This window comes from Fundidesulfovibrio magnetotacticus, from assembly GCF_013019105.1.
In the GTDB taxonomy this organism is placed as follows: Bacteria; Desulfobacterota; Desulfovibrionia; order Desulfovibrionales; family Desulfovibrionaceae; genus Fundidesulfovibrio; species Fundidesulfovibrio magnetotacticus.
The window spans coordinates 49,321-70,826 of the sequence record NZ_BLTE01000016.1; the positions used below are offsets into that span (position 1 = coordinate 49,321).

The 21,506-nt window shown below is 67.8% G+C and carries 23 protein-coding genes; 12 read left to right on the forward strand and 11 right to left on the reverse strand.

The genetic code is table 11. The annotated features are described in order from the left end of the window. Positions 1-3: 3 nt before the first annotated feature. From NNJEOMEG_RS16045 to rlmN, 3 genes are read left to right on the forward strand one after another with little or no spacing between them, the layout of a single operon-like run. Positions 4-1,284, forward strand: a complete 1,281-nt coding sequence (locus NNJEOMEG_RS16045) for a dihydroorotase (RefSeq protein WP_173086260.1) — start codon at positions 4-6, stop codon at positions 1,282-1,284. A gap of 16 nt (positions 1,285-1,300) precedes the next feature. Then, positions 1,301-2,626, forward strand: coding sequence for an HD domain-containing protein (locus tag NNJEOMEG_RS16050; RefSeq protein WP_173086261.1), 1,326 nt, complete (start codon positions 1,301-1,303; stop codon positions 2,624-2,626). Then, the gene (rlmN, locus tag NNJEOMEG_RS16055; RefSeq protein ID WP_173086263.1) at positions 2,623-3,723 is read left to right on the forward strand and encodes a dual-specificity RNA methyltransferase RlmN; all 1,101 of its coding nucleotides are present in this window, start codon (positions 2,623-2,625) and stop codon (positions 3,721-3,723) included. The genes NNJEOMEG_RS16050 and rlmN overlap by 4 nt, the downstream gene beginning before the upstream one ends. Before the next feature lie 533 nt (positions 3,724-4,256). On the opposite strand, the gene NNJEOMEG_RS16060 is transcribed toward rlmN, so the two are convergent. Next, positions 4,257-5,003: a methyltransferase domain-containing protein gene (locus tag NNJEOMEG_RS16060; protein ID WP_272483567.1), complete on the reverse strand. Its 747-nt coding sequence runs from the start codon at positions 5,001-5,003 to the stop codon at positions 4,257-4,259. A gap of 116 nt (positions 5,004-5,119) precedes the next feature. On the opposite strand from NNJEOMEG_RS16060, the gene NNJEOMEG_RS16065 reads away from it, so the two are divergent. The 9 genes from NNJEOMEG_RS16065 to NNJEOMEG_RS16105 all read left to right on the forward strand — a co-directional run bounded on the left by NNJEOMEG_RS16065 (position 5,120) and on the right by NNJEOMEG_RS16105 (position 15,075). Further along, entirely contained in the window at positions 5,120-5,326 is a 207-nt protein-coding gene (locus tag NNJEOMEG_RS16065) for a Nif11-like leader peptide family natural product precursor (protein WP_173086267.1), read from the forward strand. An 82-nt stretch (positions 5,327-5,408) separates the two neighbouring features. Next, the gene (locus NNJEOMEG_RS16070; protein ID WP_173086269.1) at positions 5,409-7,100 is read left to right on the forward strand and encodes a glutamine--tRNA ligase/YqeY domain fusion protein; all 1,692 of its coding nucleotides are present in this window, start codon (positions 5,409-5,411) and stop codon (positions 7,098-7,100) included. A gap of 6 nt (positions 7,101-7,106) precedes the next feature. Then, entirely contained in the window at positions 7,107-7,823 is a 717-nt protein-coding gene (locus NNJEOMEG_RS16075) for a class I SAM-dependent methyltransferase (RefSeq protein ID WP_173086271.1), read from the forward strand. An 82-nt stretch (positions 7,824-7,905) separates the two neighbouring features. Further along, positions 7,906-9,150, forward strand: coding sequence for a histidine--tRNA ligase (hisS, locus tag NNJEOMEG_RS16080; RefSeq protein WP_173086273.1), 1,245 nt, complete (start codon positions 7,906-7,908; stop codon positions 9,148-9,150). Positions 9,151-9,177: 27 nt separating this feature from the next. Then, positions 9,178-11,004, forward strand: a complete 1,827-nt coding sequence (gene aspS, locus NNJEOMEG_RS16085; RefSeq protein ID WP_173086275.1) for an aspartate--tRNA ligase — start codon at positions 9,178-9,180, stop codon at positions 11,002-11,004. 4 nt (positions 11,005-11,008) lie between these two features. Beyond that, positions 11,009-11,521 (forward strand): peptide deformylase, encoded by a 513-nt coding sequence (gene def, locus NNJEOMEG_RS16090; protein ID WP_173086277.1) that lies wholly within the window; start codon positions 11,009-11,011, stop codon positions 11,519-11,521. Then, positions 11,494-12,504 carry a methionyl-tRNA formyltransferase gene (fmt, locus tag NNJEOMEG_RS16095; protein WP_235957007.1) on the forward strand — a complete coding sequence of 337 codons (1,011 nt, stop codon included), beginning with the start codon at positions 11,494-11,496 and terminating at the stop codon, positions 12,502-12,504. Before def ends, fmt begins: the two co-directional genes overlap by 28 nt. A 73-nt stretch (positions 12,505-12,577) precedes the next feature. After that, positions 12,578-13,396 (forward strand): DUF116 domain-containing protein, encoded by an 819-nt coding sequence (locus NNJEOMEG_RS16100; RefSeq protein ID WP_173086279.1) that lies wholly within the window; start codon positions 12,578-12,580, stop codon positions 13,394-13,396. 377 nt (positions 13,397-13,773) lie between these two features. Next, on the forward strand, positions 13,774-15,075 hold the full coding sequence (locus NNJEOMEG_RS16105; RefSeq protein ID WP_173086281.1) for a transcription antitermination factor NusB: 1,302 nt from the start codon (positions 13,774-13,776) through the stop codon (positions 15,073-15,075). Positions 15,076-15,113: 38 nt separating this feature from the next. Here the strand turns inward: NNJEOMEG_RS16105 and NNJEOMEG_RS16110 are convergent, their stop codons facing one another. The 10 genes from NNJEOMEG_RS16110 to NNJEOMEG_RS16155 are packed head-to-tail and all read right to left on the reverse strand — an operon-like array spanning position 15,114 to position 21,422. Then, the gene (locus tag NNJEOMEG_RS16110) at positions 15,114-15,473 is read right to left on the reverse strand and encodes a lysozyme inhibitor LprI family protein (RefSeq protein WP_173086283.1); all 360 of its coding nucleotides are present in this window, start codon (positions 15,471-15,473) and stop codon (positions 15,114-15,116) included. Between the two features lie 4 nt (positions 15,474-15,477). Then, positions 15,478-15,696 (reverse strand): hypothetical protein, encoded by a 219-nt coding sequence (locus NNJEOMEG_RS16115; RefSeq protein ID WP_173086285.1) that lies wholly within the window; start codon positions 15,694-15,696, stop codon positions 15,478-15,480. After that, on the reverse strand, positions 15,693-16,085 hold the full coding sequence (locus tag NNJEOMEG_RS16120) for a DnaJ family domain-containing protein (protein WP_173086287.1): 393 nt from the start codon (positions 16,083-16,085) through the stop codon (positions 15,693-15,695). The genes NNJEOMEG_RS16115 and NNJEOMEG_RS16120 overlap by 4 nt, the downstream gene beginning before the upstream one ends. Further along, positions 16,082-16,657 carry an ABC-type transport auxiliary lipoprotein family protein gene (locus tag NNJEOMEG_RS16125; protein ID WP_173086289.1) on the reverse strand — a complete coding sequence of 192 codons (576 nt, stop codon included), beginning with the start codon at positions 16,655-16,657 and terminating at the stop codon, positions 16,082-16,084. Before NNJEOMEG_RS16125 ends, NNJEOMEG_RS16120 begins: the two co-directional genes overlap by 4 nt. A gap of 14 nt (positions 16,658-16,671) precedes the next feature. Then, a complete protein-coding gene (locus NNJEOMEG_RS16130; RefSeq protein WP_173086291.1) occupies positions 16,672-17,583 on the reverse strand; it encodes an MlaD family protein in 912 nt (303 codons plus the stop codon). A 26-nt stretch (positions 17,584-17,609) separates the two neighbouring features. Next, positions 17,610-18,404 (reverse strand): ABC transporter ATP-binding protein, encoded by a 795-nt coding sequence (locus tag NNJEOMEG_RS16135; RefSeq protein ID WP_173086293.1) that lies wholly within the window; start codon positions 18,402-18,404, stop codon positions 17,610-17,612. 1 nt (position 18,405) lies between these two features. Next, entirely contained in the window at positions 18,406-19,155 is a 750-nt protein-coding gene (locus NNJEOMEG_RS16140; RefSeq protein ID WP_173086295.1) for an MlaE family ABC transporter permease, read from the reverse strand. Between the two features lie 6 nt (positions 19,156-19,161). Further along, entirely contained in the window at positions 19,162-19,479 is a 318-nt protein-coding gene (locus NNJEOMEG_RS16145) for an STAS domain-containing protein (RefSeq protein WP_173086297.1), read from the reverse strand. 13 nt (positions 19,480-19,492) lie between these two features. Further along, on the reverse strand, positions 19,493-20,530 hold the full coding sequence (locus NNJEOMEG_RS16150; RefSeq protein WP_173086299.1) for a bifunctional heptose 7-phosphate kinase/heptose 1-phosphate adenyltransferase: 1,038 nt from the start codon (positions 20,528-20,530) through the stop codon (positions 19,493-19,495). Then, positions 20,517-21,422, reverse strand: coding sequence for a ParB/RepB/Spo0J family partition protein (locus tag NNJEOMEG_RS16155; RefSeq protein WP_173086301.1), 906 nt, complete (start codon positions 21,420-21,422; stop codon positions 20,517-20,519). The genes NNJEOMEG_RS16150 and NNJEOMEG_RS16155 overlap by 14 nt, the downstream gene beginning before the upstream one ends. Positions 21,423-21,506: the final 84 nt, after the last annotated feature.

Here is a 21,506-nt window from a genome sequence, read left to right on the forward strand (position 1 = left end):
CCCGTGTCCCAAGCCGAACTCGTGGTGCGCTCCGCCCTGCCCGCCCTGGATCCCGAAAACCCCGTGGACCTCTTCGTGGCCAAGGGCCGCGTGCTGGGCCTCCACCCCGCCGGGGCCTACCCCGCCCCTGAGGGCGCGAAGGTGCACGACGCCCAGGGCCTCGTCCTCCTGCCCGGCCTCACCGACGTGCACGCCCACCTGCGCGAGCCCGGCCAGGAGTGGAAGGAGACCATCGCCACCGGCCTGGCCGCCGCGGCCAAGGGCGGCTTCGTCAACGTCTTCTGCATGGCCAACACCGACCCCGTGAACGACAAGGCCTCGGTGACGCAGTTCATGCTGGACAAGGCCCTCGCGACCCACCCGCGCGGCCCGCGCCTCTTCCCGGTGGGAGCGCTCACCGTGGGCCTGGACGGCAAGGAATTGGCCCCCCTGGAGGAGCTGAAGGCCGCCGGATGCCGCGCCTTCTCCAACGACGGACGCCCCGTGGCCGACTCCGAACTGTTCCGCCGGGCCATGGAATACGCCTCGGACCTGGGCGTGCCCGTCATCGACCACTGCGAAGACCCCTTCCTGGCCCCCCACGCGGGCATCAACGAGGGAGCGGTGAGCGCCCGCCTGGGCCTGCGCGGCGCGCCCACCGCCGGAGAGGCCATCCAGGTGGCGCGAGACTGCCTGCTGGCCCAGTACCTGGGCGTGCCCGTGCACCTGGCGCACATCAGCTGCCGCCAGTCCGTGGAGATCATCCGCCGGGCCAAGGCCCAGGGCGCGCCCGTCACGGCCGAGACCTGCCCCCACTACCTGGCCCTCACCGAAGAGGCCTGCGAGGGCTACGACACCGCCGCCAAGGTCAACCCGCCCCTGCGCACCAAGGACGACCAGCTGGCCCTCCTGGCCGCCCTGGAAGACGGAACCATCGACGCCCTGGCCACCGACCACGCGCCCCACGCGGCCCACGAGAAGGAAACCCCCTTCGATGAGGCCCCCAACGGCATCTCCGGCTTCGAGACGGCCCTCTCCGTAACTTGGGAGCTGGCCCAGCGCGGCGACCTCTCCACCCGCGCCCTGGTCTCGGCCTGGTGCGTGCGCCCGGCCGAAATCTTCGGGCTGCCCCTGAACCGCTTCCAGGAAGGCGACCCCGCCGACTTCCTCCTCTTCGATCCCAAGGCCCGCTGGAAGGTGACGCCCCAGGCGCTCGTCTCCAAAGGCAAGAACACCCCCCTCACGGGCAGGGAGCTGACCGGCGTGGTCAGGGCCTGCTTCGTGGCCGGGAAAAACGTCCTCTAATCCATCGGGAGATTCAATGAGCGATCCTTTCAAGGACGCGGTAGGCATCTGCAAGGCCATCATCCGCAACGGCTACGAGGCCTACGTCATCAACGCCAAGCTCCAGAAGTCCCTGCTCGCCCAGTCCGGCCAGCCCGAGGTGGACATCTGCACCGACGCCACCTTCGACGAACTCCTGAAGCTCTTCCCCAACGTCGCCCAGGAACAGGGCGAGGTGTTCGCCCGCCTGCGCGAGGGCGAGGCCCTCTTCAGCTTCTACCTCAACGCCGATTCCGGGGCCTCCCACCCCGAGGAGTGCCTCGTGCGGCTCACCCCGCGCCTGGCCCGGCGCCTCACCGAAACCGGCGAGATGCCCGCCAACCTCGCCTGCCCCTACCTGCCCCGCGCCCACGACCCCCTCGACGGCTTCGCGGACTTCTCCGAGGGCGTCATCCGCTTCAAGGGCATCCAGGACCAGACCCTCCGCCAGGACTACCTGCGCGCCATCCGCGCCATGCGCTTCTCCGCCAACTTCGGCCTGCCCATCGGCCCCAACTCCTGGATGGCCATCCTGCGCAACGGCCAGAACGTGCTGGACTACGTTTCCGTCTCCGACATCATGGACGAATGGCGCAAGGTGGAGGCCGAGAACATGCACGAGTTCGTGCGCCTGCTCTACGAATCCATGATCCTCCACCGCCTCCTGCCCGAGGTGGCCGCCCTGGCGCGCATCAAGCAGAAAAAGAACGACGCCGAGGAGGAATCCGTCTTCGACCACACCCTCGCCGTCATGCGCCACTACCCCGAAGAACTCCCCTACGACTGGTACGGCACCCTCGCCTGCCTTTTCCACGACGTGGGCAAGCTCCACACCGCCGAAATCGTGGAAGGACACTGGCACTTCCACCAGCACCACCGCGTGGGCGCGAAAGTCGCCATGCGCCTGCTCTCCAGCCTGCGCCTGGACCACGACGAGGTGGACCTCGTGTGCTACCTCGTGCGCAACCACATGCGCTTCCACTTCATGCTCACCGACAAGGGCATCCGCCGCTTCAAGAGCCTGGACGAATACCCCCGCATCATCGAAATGGCGCGCGCCGACATCAAGGCCAGGGGCGGCAACTACAAGGAATTCAACCACAACATGAAGATGCTCGACCGCGCGGACATCCGCGAGGAAGACCTCGAACCCCTGCTCAACGGCAAAGAGATCATGACCATCCTGAACATCCCGCCCGGACCCGCCGTGGGCCTCATCCGCCAGGCGCTCCTCCAGGCCCAGGTGGCCGGCGACGTGAACAGCGTGGAACAGGCCGTGGACTTCGTGCGCCAACACTCCGCGCGCGAGCACTTCCAGGCATGAACCAGAACACCAGGGAGCCCGGCCGGAACGAACCCGCGCCGGGCCTCCCCTCCCCGCCCGATCGCCCCAACCTCCTGGACCTGAGCTTCCATCAGCTGGAATCGTTCCTCGTGGAGCTGGGCGAGAAACCCTTCCGCGCGCGACAGGTCTGGCAGTGGCTCTGGCAGAAACGCCTTGCCTCCCCCCTGGAGATGACCAACCTCTCCAAGGACCTGCGCGCCCGACTGGCCGACGCCGCCGACATCCGGCTGCCCGCCGTGGCCCAGCGCCTGGAATCGCGCGACGGCACCGTCAAGTTCCTCCTGGAATTCGACCCCGCCACCCGCGTGGAAACCGTGCTCATCCCCGAAAAGGACCGCTACACCCAGTGCCTCTCCACCCAGGCCGGATGCGCCATGGCCTGCACCTTCTGCCGCACCGGCACCATGGGACTGGCCCGCAACCTCTCGCCCGGCGAAATCCTCGCCCAGATCCTCGTGGCCAGGAACCACCTCCAGGACGCAGGCAGAACGCTCCACCTGCGCAACCTCGTGTTCATGGGCATGGGCGAACCCCTCCTGAACTACGACAATCTCCTGCAAGCCCTTGAAGCGCTTCACCACCCCCAGGGGCTCGACTTCTCCACGCGCCGCGTCACCGTCTCCACCGTGGGCGTGGAACCAGGCATCCTGGAATTCGGGCGCAGCGGCCTGGGTGCCCTGGCCGTCTCGCTCCACGCCCCAAACCAGGAACTGCGCGCCCAACTCATGCCCAAGGCCGCACGCATGCTGCCCCTGGACCGGCTCATGGACACCCTCGCTCAATACCCCCTCAAACCCCGCGAACACATCACCTTCGAATACGTGCTCCTGGGCGGCGTCAACGACTCCCCCGCCCTCGCCCGGGACCTGGTGCGCCTGCTCTCCCACGTGAAAGGCAAAGTGAACCTCATCGCCTACAACGAATCCCCCGGCATCCCCTTCACAAGCCCCTCACCCGAAACCGTGGAGGCGTTCCAGAAAATCCTCTGGGACAAAAGCATCACCGTCACCCTGCGCAAAAGCAAAGGCCGCGACATCGCCGCCGCCTGCGGACAACTCGCCGCCCCCGACGCCTGATCCGCCCCGTCAAGCCACGCGCCCTCCCCACCCCGCGACAACCCTCGCGTTAGCGTCACCACGGTTCCGCTTCGATTCGCGGCAGTGAGTTGGGGCGTGTTGGAGCGTGAGATGCGGCTGGAAACGGCCCCGGGCGGCAGGGAAGACGCCTCCGGCCCCGGCAGTTGCTTCGCGTCGGCGGGAGTGGCGGCAGGGCCGGGCGGCGGGGCGGGCGGAGAATATGCCTCCGGCGGGCAAAGGGCTACGCCCTCTGCACTCCCACTCCGCTTCGCGGGCTTCACCGGCATGGACTGTGTTGCCGGTCCCGGTGCTGTTCGCGGGGAGATCAGGCGGATCGTCTTCCAATCGATCCGCCTGGTCTCCCCGCGAGCAGTACCGGGACCGGAACACGGCGTCGTAGCCGGTGAAGCCCGCGAAGCAATTGCCGGGTCCAGGGGGGGCTCCCCCCTGGCGGGAGAGGTCTGGAGAGGGCAGCGCCCTCTCCAGCGGGTGCAGGGCAGCGCCCTGCCGGGGTCCGGGGCGGAGCCCCGCTCTTACCGGGGCTTCACGGCGTAGAAGAGCGTCCCCATGGTCGCTGGCGAGCTTTTGAACCCGCTTTCGCCTTTCACCGCCACTTCAACAAACCCCGTCATTTCCAGCATGGCCAGGAACGCCGTTCCCGGTATGGCTCCGCCTTGTCACCGGAACCAGGAGGCCACGGCGTCGGCCTCGGTTTGCGGCGGCAGGCCTGTGAGCGCCTGATCGGCCACGAGCAGGCGTCCGCCGGGTCGCAGGACGCGCAGGGCTTCGCGCAGGGCTTGTTCCTTGTCCATCACGAGGTTGTAGACGCCGCTGGAGCGCAGTTCGTCGAAGCTCTCGTCGGCGAAGGGCAAGGCCTCGGCCGTGCCGCGCGCGAAGGCGGCGTTGGCCGTGCCCGAGGCCAGGGCGTTTTCGCGCGCCTTGGCGGCCATGCCGGGCGAAAATTCCACACCAACGGCGAAGCCGTCGGGTCCGACCAGGTGCGCGGCGATGAGGCTGTCCACGCCGCAACCGCAGCCCACGTCCAGCACGCGGCTGCCAGGTTCAGGCAGTCCCATGGAGAAGTGGTTGCCCACGCCGCAGAAGCATTCGCGGACTGGGCGCGGCAGGTGGGCATACCAGGCGGTGTCGTAATTCAGGCCTTGCAGCCCCGCCTCGCCGGTGGGGTAGCGGAACTCCCCGAGCGCCCTCGTGGCCACCCTGGAGTATTTTTCCAGGATGGACGAACGGATGCGTTGTGCGTTGCCATGAATTAAGTTCATAGACGATTCCTATCATGACACTACGCTCGCATCAACCGATGCGATATCAACCGCGGTTGACGGACCGCCGTTGTTTTGCAAAAATGTTGAATCACTCGTCTGAAAGGAGCACGAACATGAGCATCGAATCCGCCAAGCAATACATGGAGCGCATGCGCCAGGACCCGGACTTCCGCCGCCGCGTCAACGAATGCGAGGACCCCGCGTCCAACTGGGCCTTCCTGCGCGAAGAGGGCTTCGACTTCACCGTTGACGAGTTCAAGCTGGCCCAGAAGGACGTCTACGAGAAGCACGGCACCGACCAGCTCCCCGTCGTGGATTGAACGACGCGCTACCGACCTGTTTGACCGGCGCTTCCTTTTTCCCTATTTCCGCACGACGACCACTCGGGACAAAGGAAGCACCATGAGCGACACTCCGGAACGGCATCTCGATTTCATCCGCACCATCGTCGACGAGGACCTCAAGAGCGGCAAACACGCCTCCGTGGCCACCCGCTTCCCCCCCGAGCCCAACGGGTATCTGCACATCGGCCACGCCAAGTCCATCTGCCTGAACTTCGGCATCGCCCGGGAGTTCGGCGGCACGTGCAACCTGCGCTTCGACGACACCAACCCCTCCAAGGAGGAGCAGGAATACGTCGACGCCATCCAGGCCGACGTGCAGTGGCTGGGCTTCTCCTGGGACGACAGGCTCTACTTCGCCTCCGACTACTTCGAGAAGCTCTACGAATTCGCGGAACTGCTCATCAAGAAAGGCCTGGCCTACGTAGACGACCAGACCGCCGAGCAGATCCGCGAGAACCGGGGAACCCTCACCCAGCCCGGCCTGGACAGCCCCTGGCGCGACCGCCACGCGGACGAAAACCTCGACCTCTTCCGGCGCATGCGCGCGGGCGAGTTCCCCGACGGCTCCCGGGTGCTGCGCGCCAAGATCGACATGGCCTCGCCCAACGTGGTCATGCGCGACCCCACGCTCTACCGCATCCGCCACGCCCACCATCACCGTACGGGGGACGCCTGGTGCATCTACCCCATGTACGACTTCACCCACTGCCTATCCGACGCCCTGGAGCACATCACCCACTCCATCTGCACCCTGGAGTTCGAGAACAACAGGGAGCTTTACGACTGGGTGATCGACAACCTCCCCGTGCCCTCGCGCCCCCGGCAGTACGAGTTCGCCCGGCTCAACCTGGCCTACGTGGTGGTGAGCAAGCGACGCCTCATCCAGCTGGTCACGGAGGGCCATGTAACGGGCTGGGACGACCCGCGCATGCCCACCCTGCAGGGCCTGCGCCGCCGGGGCTACACGCCCGAGGCCATCCGGCTCTTCGCCCAGCGCATCGGCGTGGCCCGCGCGGCCAACACCGTGGAATACGAAATGCTCGAGGCCTGCCTGCGCGAGGACCTGAACGACCGCGCCCCCCGCGCCATGGCCGTGCTCAACCCCGTGAAGCTCGTGGTGGAGAACTACCCCGAGGGCCAGGAGGAAATCTTCACCTGCCCCAACCACCCCGAGAAGACGGAGCTGGGCGAGCGCGCCGTGCCCTTCTGCCGCGAGCTCTACATCGACCGCGACGACTTCCGCCAGGAGCCCCCCAAGGGCTACCACCGCCTCTCGCCGGGCAAGGAAGTGCGCCTGCGCCACGCCTACTACGTCACCTGCACCTCGGTGGAGACCGACCCTGCCACGGGCGAGGTCACGGAAATCCGCTGCGCGTACGATCCCGCCACCAAGGGCGGCTGGTCCCAGGACGGGCGCAAGGTGAAGGGCACCATCCACTGGGTGAGCGCGCGCCACGCCGCCTGGGCCGAAGTGCGCCTCTACGACCGCCTCTTCACCAAGGCCGACCCCATGGACGTGGAGGAAGGCAAGGACTTCCTGGACAACGTGAACCGCGATTCGCTCCAGGTGCTGCGGAACGTGCCCGTGGAGCCCGCCCTGACCGGGATGAAGCCCGAGCAGTTCGTGCAGTTCGAGCGCGTGGGCTACTTCGTGGCCGACAGAAGGGAACACGGACCGGACAGGCTGGTGTTCAACCGCAGCGTGGGGCTGCGCGATTCCTGGGCCAAGCAGGAGAAGAAGGCCGGGTAGGCCCCCATGCCCTGGGACCTGGACGACCTCGCCCGCTACGAACGCTGGCTCGCTTCGCGCAGGGGGGCTTACGCCCTGGCCCAGGAGTTCCGTCTTCTGGAGAGCCTGATCTCCGCGTGGCCGCGCAGGGGGCGCACGCTTCTGGAGATCGGCTGCGGGCCGGGCGTGTTCCTGGAGTTCTTCCACCACGCGGGCTACGACGTGACGGGCCTGGACAAGTCCCCGGTGATGGCCCACGCCGCGCGCAAGCGCCTGGGCCACCGCGCCGAGGTGAACCTGGGCGACTGCGAGGCCCTGCCCTACGAGGACAACCAGTTCGACGTGGCGGCCCTGCTCACCGTGCTGGAGTTCGTGCCAGACCCCGAGGCCGCCCTGCGCGAGGCCGTGCGCGTGGCCCGCTCGGCCGTGATCGTGGGCTATCTGAACCGCTGGAGCTTCTACCGACTCTGCGCGGGCAAGGGATCCATCGTGCGCCGGGGCGAGTGGTTCACCCCCCTGGGCATGCACGCCCTGGCCCGCAAGGTGACGGGGCACGCGCCTGCGGCCCACGCCTCGGTGCTCCCCGGCCCTCCGTGGACCTGGCGGCCAGGCTTCCCCCTCTGGGGCCTGGGCCGCATGGCCCTGCCCCTGCCCGTGGGGGCCTACTGCGGCGCGGTGCTGGACCTCACCCTCGACGCGCCCCTCACGGGCCTGCCCGCCCGGGCCTTCGCCCAGCCCTCCTGACGACTCGCCTGAGCTTTTGACAACGCAAACGCTTGAGAGTAACAGTCCTTTTTTTCAAGGGCGTCCGCCCCAAGGTTCACACATGGACAAAATTCAGAAAATCAAAGGCTTCGCGGACCTGCTTCCCGCCGACGCCCAGGTGTTCGACCGCCTGGAGGACGCCGCGCGCCGCGTGTTCGGCAGTTACGGCTACCGCCAGTCCCGTCTGCCCATCCTGGAGCGCACCGAGCTCTTCTCGCGCTCCATTGGCGAGGAGACGGACGTGGTCCAGAAGGAAATGTACACCTTCCAGGACCGCAAGGGCCGCTCCCTGACCATGCGCCCCGAGGCCACGGCGGGCATGGTGCGCGCCTACCTGGAGAACGGCCTGCACGCCCAGGAGGAGCTCACCAAGCTCTACACCTACGGCCCCATGTTCCGCTACGAACGCCCCCAGAAGGGCCGCATGCGCCAGTTCCACCAGCTGGACGTGGAGGCCTTCGGATCGCCCTCGCCCCTGCTCGACGCCGAAATGCTCTTCATGCTGGCGGACTTCCTGGGCGAGATCGGCATCACGGGCCTCTCCTTCGAGCTGAATTCCCTGGGCTGCCCGGATTGCCGCCCTGGCTACAACGAGGCCCTCAACGAGTATTTCCGCGGCTTCGACGCGGGCCAGCTCTGCGAAGACTGCATGCGCCGCAAGCTCACCAACCCCTTGCGCGTCCTGGATTGCAAGGTCCCGGGCTGCAAGGAGCTCACGCGCACCGCCCCCTCCATCGCGGACCACCAGTGCCCGGCCTGCAAGGCCCACTTCGACGCCGTGCTCGAAGTGGTGGACGCCGGGGGGCTGCCCTACACGCTCAATCCCCGCCTCGTGCGCGGGCTCGACTACTACGTGCGCACCACCTTCGAGGTCACCTCGGACATGATCGGCGCGCAGTCCGCCGTGGCAGGCGGCGGCCGCTACGACGGCCTTGTGCGCAACCTTGGCGGGCCGGACCTCCCCGGCGTGGGCTTCGCCTGCGGCATGGAGCGTCTGGCGCTGCTCATGGGCGCGCAGGATGCCCCTGCGCCGGACTTCCACCTGGTGGCCATGGGCGCCGCCGCCGTGGCCCAGGGCGTGCTCCTGGCCAGGGAGCTGCGCGGCGCCGGCCTTTCGGGCGAATCCGCCCTGGCCGAGCGCTCCATGAAGTCCCAGATGCGCCAGGCGGCCAAAAGCCGCGCCCGTTTCTGCCTGATCCTGGGCGAGGCCGAGGCGGCCTCCGGCCAGGTGCAGGTGAAGGACATGCAGACAGGCGAACAACGCACCCTGGCCCGCAACGACGTCGCCCAGGCGCTTCGCCCCTAACAACGATCCCCTCGGAGCCCCAGCCCCATGGACCAGACACTTCTCGACGACGAATCCCCCCGCGCCACCGATCCCCTGGGAGACTGGCGGCGCACCCACACCTGCTGCCAGCTCACCGGCGCCGACGACGGCGCGGAGGTCTGCCTCATGGGCTGGGTGCAGTTCCGCCGCGACCACGGCGGCCTGATCTTCGTGGACCTGCGCGACCGCGCCGGGCTCACCCAGGTGGTCTTCAGCCCCGACCACGCCCCCGAGGCCCACTCCCGCGCCCACGTGGTGCGCTCCGAGTACGTGCTGGCCGTGCGGGGCCGCGTGCGGCGGCGTCCCGAGGGCATGACCAACCCCAACATGGTCACGGGCGAGATCGAGGTTGTGGTCTCGGACTGGAAGCTCCTGAACACCTCCCAGACCCCTCCCTTCGCCATCGAGGACCGCGTGGACGCGGGCGAGGCCCTGCGCCTGAAGTACCGCTACCTGGACCTGCGCCGCCCCAAGCTGGCCCAGAACTTCATCCTGCGCTCCAAGGCGGCCCAGAGCGTGCGCCGTTATCTCGAATCACTCGACTTCCTGGAGATCGAGACGCCCATGCTCACGCTCTCCACGCCCGAGGGCGCGCGAGACTTCCTGGTGCCCAGCCGCGTGAACCAGGGCCGCTTCTTCGCCCTGCCCCAGTCGCCGCAGCTCTTCAAGCAGCTGCTCATGGTGGCGGGCATGGAGCGCTACTTCCAGATCGTCAAATGCTTCCGCGACGAGGACCTGCGCGCCGACCGCCAGCCCGAATTCACCCAGATCGACATCGAAATGAGCTTCGTGGACGAGGCCCAGGTGATGGACATGGCCGAAGGCATGGTGCGCACCCTCTTCCGCGAGTGCCTGAACCGGGAGCTGCCCGACCCCTTCCCGCGCATGCCCTACGCCGAGGCCATCCGCGACTACGGCCTGGACAAGCCCGACCTGCGCTTCGGCCTCAAGCTGTGCGACGTGTCCGACATCGTGCGCGGCTGCGAGCTGCGCGTGTTCGCCAAGGCCGAGCTGGTCAAGGGCCTGCGCGTGCCCGGCGGCGAGTCCATGACCCGCAAGGAGATCGACGAGCTCACCGAGTTCGTGAAGATCTACGGCGCGCAAGGCCTGGCCTGGATCAAGATCCGCGAGAACGAATGGCAGTCTCCCATCGCCAAGTTCTTCTCCGAAGACGAAAAGAACGCCCTGGCCCAGCGCCTGGGCCTCGAAGTGGGCGACATCGTCTTCTTCCAGGCCGGCGGGGCCGACATGGTGAACACCGCCCTGGGCTGGCTGCGCGTAGAGCTGGGCGAGCGCCTGGGCCTCATCGACGAGAGCGTCTTCAGCCCCCTCTGGGTCACCGACTTTCCGCTCCTGGAGCACGACCCCGAGGCGAAGCGCTACGTGGCCAAACACCACCCCTTCACCTCGCCCCAGGACGGCCATCTGGAACTGCTCAAGACCGACCCGGCCAACGCCCTGGCCCGCGCCTACGACCTGGTGCTCAACGGCAACGAGATCGGCGGCGGCTCCATCCGCAGCCACACCCTCGACCGCCAGACCGCCATGTTCGAGGCCTTGGGCATCGGGGCCGAAGAGGCCGAGGAAAAGTTCGGCTTCCTGCTGGGCGCCCTGCGCTACGGCGCGCCCCCGCACGGCGGCATCGCCTTCGGCCTGGACCGCCTGGTGATGCTCATGTCCGGGGCCAAGTCCATACGCGACGTCATCGCCTTCCCCAAGACCCAGAAGGCCACCTGCCTCATGACCGAGGCCCCCGGCGTCGTGGCGGCCAAGCAACTGCGGGAACTGGGCGTGAAGCTGCGCGAGTCGGCCAAGGAAACCAAGGAAGACTAGGCCCATGCCGCGCGAAATCCTCAAATACCCCCACCCCGTCCTCGCCCAGCGCGCGAAGGAGATCACAGAGATCACCCCCGAGCTGCGCAAACTGGCCGAGGAGATGGCCGAGGCCATGTACGCCAAGCGCGGCATAGGCCTGGCCGCGCCCCAGGTGGGCGAGTGCTGCCGCCTCATCGCCGTGGATGTTTCCGGCCCGGACGAACGCACCGACTTGAAATTCTTCGTGAACCCCGTGATCGTCTCCAAGGAAGGCCAGGTCACCGACGAGGAGGGCTGCCTCTCCGTGGTGAACTTCCGGGCCAAGGTCACCCGCGCCGAGAAGGTGAAGGTCAAAGCCAAGGACCTGGACGGCAACGAAGTGGAGGTCGACGCCGACGGCATCCTGGCCGTCTGCCTGCAGCACGAAATCGACCACCTGGACGGCGTGCTCTTCATCGACCACATCAGCCGCCTGAAGCGCGCGCTCTACGACGGGAAGATCAAGAAGTGGCAGAAGAGCGGCAAACAGGCCTGAGCGCCGTCTTCATGGGAACCCCGGCCTTCGCGGCCGAGGTGCTCCAGGCTGTGCTCGACTCCGGCGCGGCCCGCGTCAAGGCCGTGTACACCCAGCCCGACCGCCCTTGCGGCCGCGGCCACAAGTGCCTGCCTTCGCCCGTGAAGCAACTCGCGTTGGAGCGCGGCCTGCCGGTCATGCAGCCGCTCAACTTCAAGGAGCAGGCTGCCGTGGACGAACTGGCCGCTTTCGCGCCGGACGTCCTCCTGGTGGCCGCCTACGGGCTCATCCTGCCCCAGAATGTGCTGGACATCCCCCGCCTCGGTCCCTGGAACGTGCACGCCTCCCTGCTGCCCCGCCACCGGGGGGCCGCTCCCATCCAACGCTCCATCCTGGCGGGCGACGCCGAAACCGGCATCACCATCATGCGCATGGAGCGCGGGCTCGACACCGGCCCCATGCTCCTCAAGCGCGCCACGCCCATCACTCTTGAGGACACCGGCGGCAGCCTGCACGACCGTCTGGCCCGCATGGGCGCGGAACTCGCCGTGGAGGCCCTGAAACTGCTTGAAAACGGCCCCGTCGCGCCCGAGCCCCAGGACGACGCTTTGGCCACCCACGCCGCCAAGCTCTCCAAGGACGACACCCTCATCCGCTGGGACCGCCCGGTGCGCGAAGTGCACGACCGCATCCGTGCCATGTCCCCGAAGCCCGGGGCCTACTTCCACATCGACATTCCCGGTGAAAATCGCTGTATTCGCCTCCAGGCGCATCCTGGGGCCTTCTCGCAAGGTGACACCCAGGGAAGCCCTCCAGGACGCATCCTGGGGCTTTCAGGAGAGGGGCTTTCCATCGCTTGCTTCGATGGCGTCTATCACGTTTCTCAATTGACGCCCGCAGGGAAAAAACGCATGGACGCAGCGGCCTTTGCCTGCGGCTACCTCAACCGCATCGACCCGACGCTGCCCTTGAGCTGCCCCCCGCCCGACGACCTGCTCTCCTGAGCCCGGAAGCTCCGCACCGCGCCCCTTGCGCGGCCGCCTTGATTCATTCGGCAAAGAGGTTATGTTTTCCCCAATGGAAATCGTCGAATCGTCCCGCAAGCGCCTGTTCATCGGGCTCATCGCCGCCACGTCCCTGGCCGTCACCACGGTGCTGGCCCTTTTGTGGATCGTGCCCACCATCGGGTTGGACACCATCCACCCCTGGGCCAGCGCGGTCTGGGGAGGCGTGGTTGCCCTGGCCATCGTTCTGGTGGGCTGGGCGAGCCTGGGCCTGGCCCTCTCCGTGGCGGCCGGGCGCACGCTGCCCCTTACCAAGCGCCTGCGCGGCGTGACCATCAAGCTCTTCCTGCCTCTGATGATCATCCTGGCGCGGCTCTTCGGCATCTCCAAGGAACGCGTGCGGAACTCCTTCATCAAGGTGAACAACGAGCTGGTTTTGGGCGAAGGCAAACACTACAAGCCCCACGAGATCCTTCTGCTTCTGCCGCACTGCCTGCAATCGAGCACCTGCGGCGTGCGCCTCACCTACGACATCTTCAACTGCAAACGCTGCGGACTCTGCCCCGTGGCCGGGCTCCTGGCCCTCACGGAGGCCTACGGCGTGCACATGGCCATCGCAACGGGGGGCACCATCGCCCGGCGCATCGTGGTGCAGAAGCGCCCACGGCTCATCCTGGCCGTGGCCTGCGAGCGCGACCTCGCCAGCGGCATCCAGGACACCTACCCCCTGCCCGTCTTCGGCGTGCTCAACGAGCGCCCCAAAGGCCCCTGCCTGGACACGGTGGTGCCCCTGGAGCGCCTGGAACAGGCCCTGCGCCACTTCCTCCAGGCGGAGCGCAAGCCTGTGGTGATCCTGCCCCGCCTTACGCCCACCATGGACCTGCCCGAATGAGCGCGCGAGATTCCGGCAACGCCGGCTCTGGCGGCGGAAGGCCCGGCGGCAAGGGATCGGGTGGCTTCGGCTCGGGCAGGAGAGGCCCAGGCGGCACTGGCGCAGGCACGAAGGACCACGGCGGCAAAGGCCCTGGCGGCCACGATTCCGTGAGCAAGGGATACGGCCCCGGCCGTCCTGGCGGCAGGTGGGAGCGCGACGGCGACGGCGGCCGATCCGCTGCGGGAGGCTCCGGTTCCTCCCGTGTGAACGCTTCTGCGCGCCGTGAAGGCGTTTCCCCCGAATCCTCAGGCAGGCCCCAGCCCCAAGGCGCGGCCCGGCCCGGCACTCCTGGCCAGTTGCCCGAGACCGGGCGCCCCGCCGCCGGATCGGCCCGCATGGGCGGTCCGCGCTCCCTGCCTCCCGCCCGCGCGGCCGCCCTGGCCGCGCTGGACGACACCCTTCCGCTGGACCAGCGCGCGGCCCTGGACGTCCAGGCGGCCCTGGACCGCGCCCTGCGCCCCCTGGAGGACCCGCGCGACCGGGGCCTGGCCACGGAGCTGGTCTACGGCTGGTTGCGCCTGAAGGGCCGCATGGACCACCTGGTGCGCCGACAGCTTTCGCGGCCCGATGGCACGCCGCCCATGGCTTTGCGCCTGCTCTCACTGGGCGCCTACGAACTGGTGCACCTGGACCAGGTGCCGCCCCACGCCACGCTCTCGTGGACGGTGGATGCCGTGCGCGCCCGCTGCGGCGAAGGCCCCGCGAGGCTGGCCAACGCCGTGCTGCGCCGCATCCAGGCCCTCGGGCGCGACGCGTCCAACCCCGAGTTCTACCGCCACGGCGCTCAGAACCGCCTTGAATTCCTGAGCGTCTGGCATTCCATGCCCGCCTGGATCGTCAAAATCTGGCTGGACCAGTACCCGGACACGGCGCAGCACCTCCTGGAGTCCCAGACGGCCTCGCCGCTGGCCGGTTTTCGGCTGAACCGGGCCCGGCCGGACGCCCAGACGCTCTTCAACGAGCTGACCCGCTCCGCCCCCGCGCGCGCGGCCTTCCCCTGGATCGCCTTCGAGCCCCACTCCGTGCCCCCCGGCCTGGAAGACGCCTGCCGCGACGGCCTGGCCTCCCGCCAGTCCTTCGCAGCCGGGGACATGCTCCAGAGACTCGGATTCGAGCGCTGGCCGGGCCCCGTCTGGGACGCCTGCGCCGGGCGCGGCGGCAAGTCCCTTGCCCTGGCGGAGAGCGGCGTGCGCCCCCTCTGGGCCTCGGACGTGAGCGCCCCGCGCCTGCGCGGCCATCGCCAGGACGCTTGGCGTCTTGGCCTGGAGTGCCCCGCCCTCTTCTTCGCCGATGCGACGCGGCCGCCCCTGAAAGCCTCGCCAGCCGTGATCCTGGTGGACGCCCCCTGCACAGGGCTGGGCGTGCTTTCGCGCAGGCCAGACGCCAAATGGAAGCGCACCTTCGCGGACATCGGCCGCATGGTCGCCCTGCAACGGCGCATCGTCGGCAACGCGGCACGGCTGCTCAAACCCGGCGGGCTCCTCGCCTACATCACCTGCACCCTGACGCTTCAGGAAAACGAACAGCAGGCCGCCCACCTGGAATCCCTGGGATTCAGGCGGCGCGACAAGTCCGGCACGGCCTTCGACGCCGGTCTGCGGGAGTTCTTCTGGGGCGGGGCGTGGGAGAAATCGTAATACGAATCGCCATTCAGTCAGACATCAGATCCGTCAGCTCATCGTCCTCGCAGCGCCTTGAGGTCCATGAGGCGCTCTTCGGTCATGCGCGCCTCCTGACGGGTGCGTTCCAGCTGGGCCACGCCAGGGTCCGTCACGCCCGACGCCGCGAGCTTTCCCTCGGCCTCGCGCCAGCGCATCCAGGCCTCCTGGGCGGCGCGCACGGCCTGGGCGAGATCCTTGTCCTCGCTGTCGAGCAGATCGCCGTACACCGCTCCCAGTTCGCGCTCGGCGGCCCTCAGGCGCAGTCTGGCGCATTCGGTCATGTCGGGCACGCTGCTGGCCTTGTCGCAGTCCTGGGCCAACGTGGGGCCGGAAAAGAGGGCCAGCAGGAGGAGCAGGGCCGGGAAGGCTCGCAAGGGTCTAATCGCTCCCGGCGTCACGCGCGGCGCTCCCGCGATACAGCTTCAGCCGCTCCATGTGCTCCGCGGAGTCCAGGAGTTCCAGGTAGGTGTGCACGAAGTGGTCGATCTTGTCCCGGGGGATGATGTACTCCCCGTCCGGGCCGCGCCGCACGTAGTCGAAACGCTCGCAGTGTGACTCGCAGACGCACGCAGGCCCGGTTTGCTTCCCGTCGCTCATGGCTTCTCCTCTATGCAGCGCACGCTCACGCGTTCCACCACGCGCCCGTGGTACCCTTCGGCAGCCTCCAGGCGCAAGGGGCGTCCCGCATCGCGGCAGCGAGCCTCCACCACCTGGAGCTTGAGCATCTGTCGCAGGGTGGCGCGTTCCGCGCCGTTTGAGCCCATCAGGCCGTCCAGGCTGGCGCAGCGGTCCGGGTCTCGGGACGCCTCCTCCTCCAGATAGCCGCCGTTCTTCAAAAGCCTCCAGGCCATGCGCAACTCGGGCGGCACGTGGGCCGCGTCGTCTACGTCGAGGGGCATGCCTCGGCCGGGGAGATCCTCGAACTCCCCGCGTTCCATGGCCTGACGGATGCGCTCCTCGGCCACGGCGGCGATGGCCCCGATCATTTGCCCTTGCCTTGGGGAGGAAGCCCTTCCAGCCAGGCGCGCACTTCAGCGCCGAGGCGTTCCAGGCCCTGCGCTCCAGCCGTGGCTATGGCCTGGGCGTCCAGCGAGCCCAGTGGCACCGAGACGAATACCGAGCGTGAGCCCAGCAGCCGCCCGCCCGATGCATCCCAGGCCTGGAAGACCGCCTGCGCCACGAAGGCCATCTCGCGGGTTTGCACCTCGAAGCGCTCCACCACGCCCGTGACACCCATGGCGTAGGCGCTGTCGTAGCGCACGGGCCACACGGGGGTCAGGCTCTTTGAGCATTCGAGCGCCGCGGCCACGGCGGATTCGGCCATACGCCCGGGCGCGGACTCCCAGTAATAGCGCTGACTGGGGAGCAGGATGCGCCCCTCGGACAGCTGCACGGACTGGCGGTCCAGAGCCTCCACCACGCGCAGCTTGCGCAGGGCGACGCCGTGGCGTTCGCCGGGCTGGGCGTCCTGGCAAGGTCCGGCCTGGCCCAGGCGCAGGTATTCCTCCGATGGCCCCGGCTTGCCCAGACAGCCGGACAGCAGGAGGAGGCAAAGCATCGCCGACATCCACTTCATGGCTTGCGCTCCGTGGGTCTCTGGATAAGCTCCCAGGGCCGCTCGCGCAGCCGGGAGGAAAGCTGTTTCAAGTCTTCGCTGATGCGGTCCACATTGGCAAGGATGTCTTCCAGGCGCTCCTGGTCGTGCCGTACGGCCTTGTTCAGTGTCCCCGCCGTATCTCCCACGCTCTTCACCTCGATTCGGATGTCGGCGAGGGTCTTTTCCAACTCCGTCTTCAGGCTGTTGACGGCCTGCTCCAACGAGCCTGCCAAGCGTGAGACATTTTCCGCCGCTGTTTTGCCGCCAGCAGTCAACTGCTGGAAATCTTTGCGAATTTGTTTCACGGTACCGTTCAGTTCGTCGATGAGCGCGGGGCTTTTCGAGAGCAATTCCGAGATGCGCGCCGCGTTTTCGCCTCCGAAGATGGTTTCCAGGCTACCAGCGATGCGGTCCAGGCGCGGACGCAGGTCGGCGATCAACTCTCCCGCCAGGTTGGCCAACTGGGTCATGTCCACGGACTCCACCGTGGGGATCGTTGACCCTTGGGGCAGCCGGGCTCCCAGTTCGCCCACTGGCTCCAGGAAGACGTAGTAATCGCCCACCAATCCTTTCTGGGCGATGCGCGCCACCACGCCCTGCCGGATGGGCGCGTCCGGCGCGAGCCCCAACGTCACCCGGATGAGGCGGGCGTCGTCCTGGTCCACGCCCACGGAGAGCACGCGGCCCACGTCCAGGCCGCCGTATTTGACCGGACGGCCCGCCGAGAGGTCCTTCACGCTGCGGAAGAGCGCCGAATAGAGCTCCTGGCGCTCCCAGAAGCGGTAGCCGCCCAGGATGACCACGAACGTGCCCAGCACGGCCAGGCAGGCCGCGATGGCCAGGCTGGCCTTGAGCGTGTCCTTGGATTTCGCGTTTTTCGTGAACACCGGCTGCTCGCTTGTAGACGTTGCGCCTATCCCACGGCCTGCGGCCTGTGCCGCTCCCGGTTGGGCAGGCGATTGAGGAACTGCACCAGGAAGGGGTCCTCGCTTTGGCGCAGGTGCGCGGGGTCGCCTTGGAAGACCATGGCGCCCTTGTTGAGCACCACCACGTGGTCCGCAATGGTGTACACGCTCTCCAGGTCGTGGGAAACCACCACGATGGTCATGCCGAAGGCTTCCTTGAGGTCCAGGATGAGCCTGTCCAGGTCTGCCGCCGTGATGGGGTCCAGCCCGGAGGTTGGTTCGTCGCACAGGAGGACCTTCGGGTCCAGCGCCAGGGCGCGCGCCAGCCCCGCGCGCTTGCGCATGCCGCCCGAGAGCTGGTTGGGGAAGAAATCCATGAAGGCGTCCAAGCCCACCAGGGAGAGCTTCATGCGCACCATGGTCTCGATGAGGTCTTCATCGAGGTTGGTGTGTTCGCGGATGGGCAAGGCGATGTTCTCGCCCAGGGGCAGCGAGCCCAGGAGCGCGCCGTCCTGGAAGAGCACGCCCAGCCGTTTGCGGATTTCGCGCAGCTGGTCCGCCTGAAGGGCGTAGAGGTCGTAGCCGCCCAGGAGCACGCGCCCGCTGGTGGGCGGCAGAAGGCCGAGAATCGCCTTGAGCAGCGTGGATTTCCCCCCGCCGGACCCTCCGAGGATCACGGAAATGCGCCCCCGGGGCAGCACGGCCGAGATGCCCTTGAGGATCTCCCGCTCCTGGTAACCCACGCGGATGGCGTCCAGGACGATGTCCGGGGCTGCGTGGGTGGTGGTCCAGTCGGTGTCCATGTCAGCGGGAGATGTAGGTAAGGGCCGTGAAAAAGAGGTCCAGCAGCACGATCATCAAGATGGATTGCACCACCGAGCGCGTCGTGCGGTTGCCCACGTCCAGGGCCCCTTCGCGTGCCAGAAATCCCTGCCAGCAGCTGATGAGCGTAATGGTCAGCCCGAAGGCCACGCTCTTCACCAGGCCCGAGAAGAGCAGGCGCAGGCTGAGGAAATTCGACGTCTGGTCGTAGTAACCCTTGGCCGAGAGGCCGAGCACGGTGACGGAAAACACCCCGCCCGAGAGCACGCCCGCGAAATCCGCCCAGACCGTGAGCAGCGGGGCCATGAGCGCCATGGCCAGGCACTTGGGCCACACGAGGTAGCGCACGCTGTCCAGGCCCATCACTTCAAGGGCGTCGATCTCCTCGGAAATCTTCATGGTGGCGATTTCGGCCGTGAAGGCCGCACCCGCGCGCCCAGAGAGGATGAGCGCCGTGAGCAGCGGGCCGAGTTCCGCCACGATGGTCACGCCAACGAGGTTGGCCACGTAGGAGAGAGCACCCACCTTTTCCAGTTGCGCGGCGGCCTGGAGCGCCAGAATGATGCCGGTGCAGGCGGCGATCAGCGTGACGATGGGCAGTGAATCGGCCCCCACCCACGCGAAATGACGCCAGTTCTGCCAGCGCATGTATTTCTTTGTGGAGAAAGGGCTGCGCAGGCACTCCAGGAGACGGTTGACCAGCCAGAAGAATTGATCGCGCTCTTGTCCCACGGGTCCTCAGATGCCGAACAGATCCCCGATCTGGGTGAGGGAGAAGAGCTTCTGGACCTGGGGCGAAACGGATTCGATGCGGATGGTCCGCTGCTTCGATTTCAGTAACTTTCGCGTTTCGATGAGCACTGCCAGTCCCGAGCTGTCCACATAGGCAAGGTCTTTGAGGTCGAGAAGCAGCTCGCCCTGGGTTTTGCCGCAGAAATCCCTGAGCCAGTCGCGCACTTCCTGGGAATTGGTGAAATCTATGTCCCCGACGATGCGCGCCCTGGCCGTGCGCTCGTCGCCGTGGGCTTCCCAGGCGGTTGATTTCTCGTTGGACATCCCGGAGCACCTCTCAGTCTAGATCCAGCCACTGTTCCAGGACCGGGGGAGGCGTACCGGCCAGCGCGCGGCCCAGCTCCTCCAGGTTCGTCACCGCCGCGCCCACCTGCGCCACCACCACGCCCGCGGCACAGTTGGCCAGCAACGAGGCCTGCGCCAACCCTATCCCCGAGCCCAGGGCCATGGCCAGCACCGCGATGACCGTATCGCCCGCGCCGGTCACATCGAACACCGTGCGGGCCACCGTGGGCACGTGGAGCACCTTGCCCGGGGCCTCGAACACCGCCATGCCCTGCGCGCCCAGCGTGATGCACAGTTGGCGGCAGCGCAGTCGGCGAAAAATGGCCAGACCGGCCCGGATGACGCCCTCGCGCCCGGCGGCGTCCACGCCGCCCAGCTCCCCGGCCTCCTTGGCGTTGGGCGTGAGCAGGTCCACGCCCGTGTAGAGCCCGGCGTTGACCACCTTGGGGTCCACCAGCACGCGCAGGCCCCCTGCCCTTTCCGCGCGCGCCTGGGCCAGAGCTTCCATGATCTCGCGGCAGACCACGCCTTTGCCGTAGTCGGAGACGATCACCACGTCGTGAAGGGCGCACTCGTTCCGAAGGGCCTCCACCAGTCCGGCCCTGGTCGCGGGCCTGAGCTCGCCGGTTTCCTCGCGGTCAACGCGCAGCATCTGCTGCCCCCCCGCGAGGATGCGCGTTTTGATGGTGGTCAGACGGCCTTTCTCAACGATCATGAACCCAGGCAGGGATTCCCGGGCCATGAGTTCGTGCACGGCGCGGCCCGGGTCGTCCTCGCCGGTCACGCCCAAGAGCGTCACCGAGGCGTCCAGGGCCGAAAGGTTGCGCGCCACGTTGCCCGCGCCGCCCAGTGCGCGGCGCTCGCGGGCCACGCGCACTACGGGGACGGGCGCTTCAGGGCTGATGCGCGCGGCGTCGCCAACGAGATAGTGGTCGAGCATCACGTCGCCCACCACCAGCACGCGCGCGCCGCGCAGCCTGCCCGCCAGGGCGGCCAGCCCGGCGGATGAAAGCGGCTCAGCGGGCGTCATCCACTCCCCAGGCGTCCAGAAGGGCCTTGAGCTCCTCGGCGCTGTTGTAGGAGAAGGTTATGCGCCCCTTGGCCTCGTCGCCGCCCACCTTCACGTTCACCCGGAAGCGGTCACGCAGGGCGCCGCCCAGTTCCGCGAGTCCGGCTGGAGTCCTGGTGCGTTGGCGGCGTTCGGCCTTTGGCTTGGCCGGCGCCCCGGAATCCTCCGGCAGTGCTTCGTGAACGCGCCAGTACCCGGCCTGGTCCTCGGTTTCGCGCACCGAGAGCCCCCGGTCCAGCACGCGCCGCCAGAGCTGTTCGCGCAGCGCTTCGTCCGTGATGGCCAGCAGGGCCCTGGCGTGCCCGGCTGTGATGCCGTCCTTGGAAAGGCTCTCCTGGATGGGCAGGGGCAACTGGAGCAGACGCAGGCTGTTGGCCACGGCCGAGCGGCTTTTACCCACCTTCTGGGCCAGGGCCTCCTGGCTCAGCTCGAAGGAATTGAGCAGCTGGTCCAGGCCCTTTGCCTCTTCCAGGGCGTTCAGGTTCTCGCGCTGAAGGTTTTCAATGAGCGCAAGGGCGAGGCTCTGTTCGTCGGTGACCTCGCGCAGGAGCGCCGGGATGGTCTCCTTGCCAGCCAGCTTGCTGGCCCGCAGCCTGCGCTCGCCTGCCACCAGCTCGTAGCCGTGCGCCCCGGACTGAGCGGGACGGATGAGCACGGGCTGGAGCACGCCCTGCTCACGAATGGAGCTGGCCAGGTCCTGCAGGGATTCCTCGTCGAATTCGAAGCGGGGCTGGCGCGGGTTAGGACGGATGTCCTCCAGCTTGACGAGCATCACCTCGGGATGCTCCCGATCCACAGCCATGCCCTTGAGGAGCACGTCCAACCCCCTGCCGAGTCCCATTGCCTTGGCCATCAACACACCTCCCGCCAACACGGCGCGAAACTTGACTTCACTTGGGAACTCCTTACCCTCAAGCCAACGCTTAACGCAAACGGA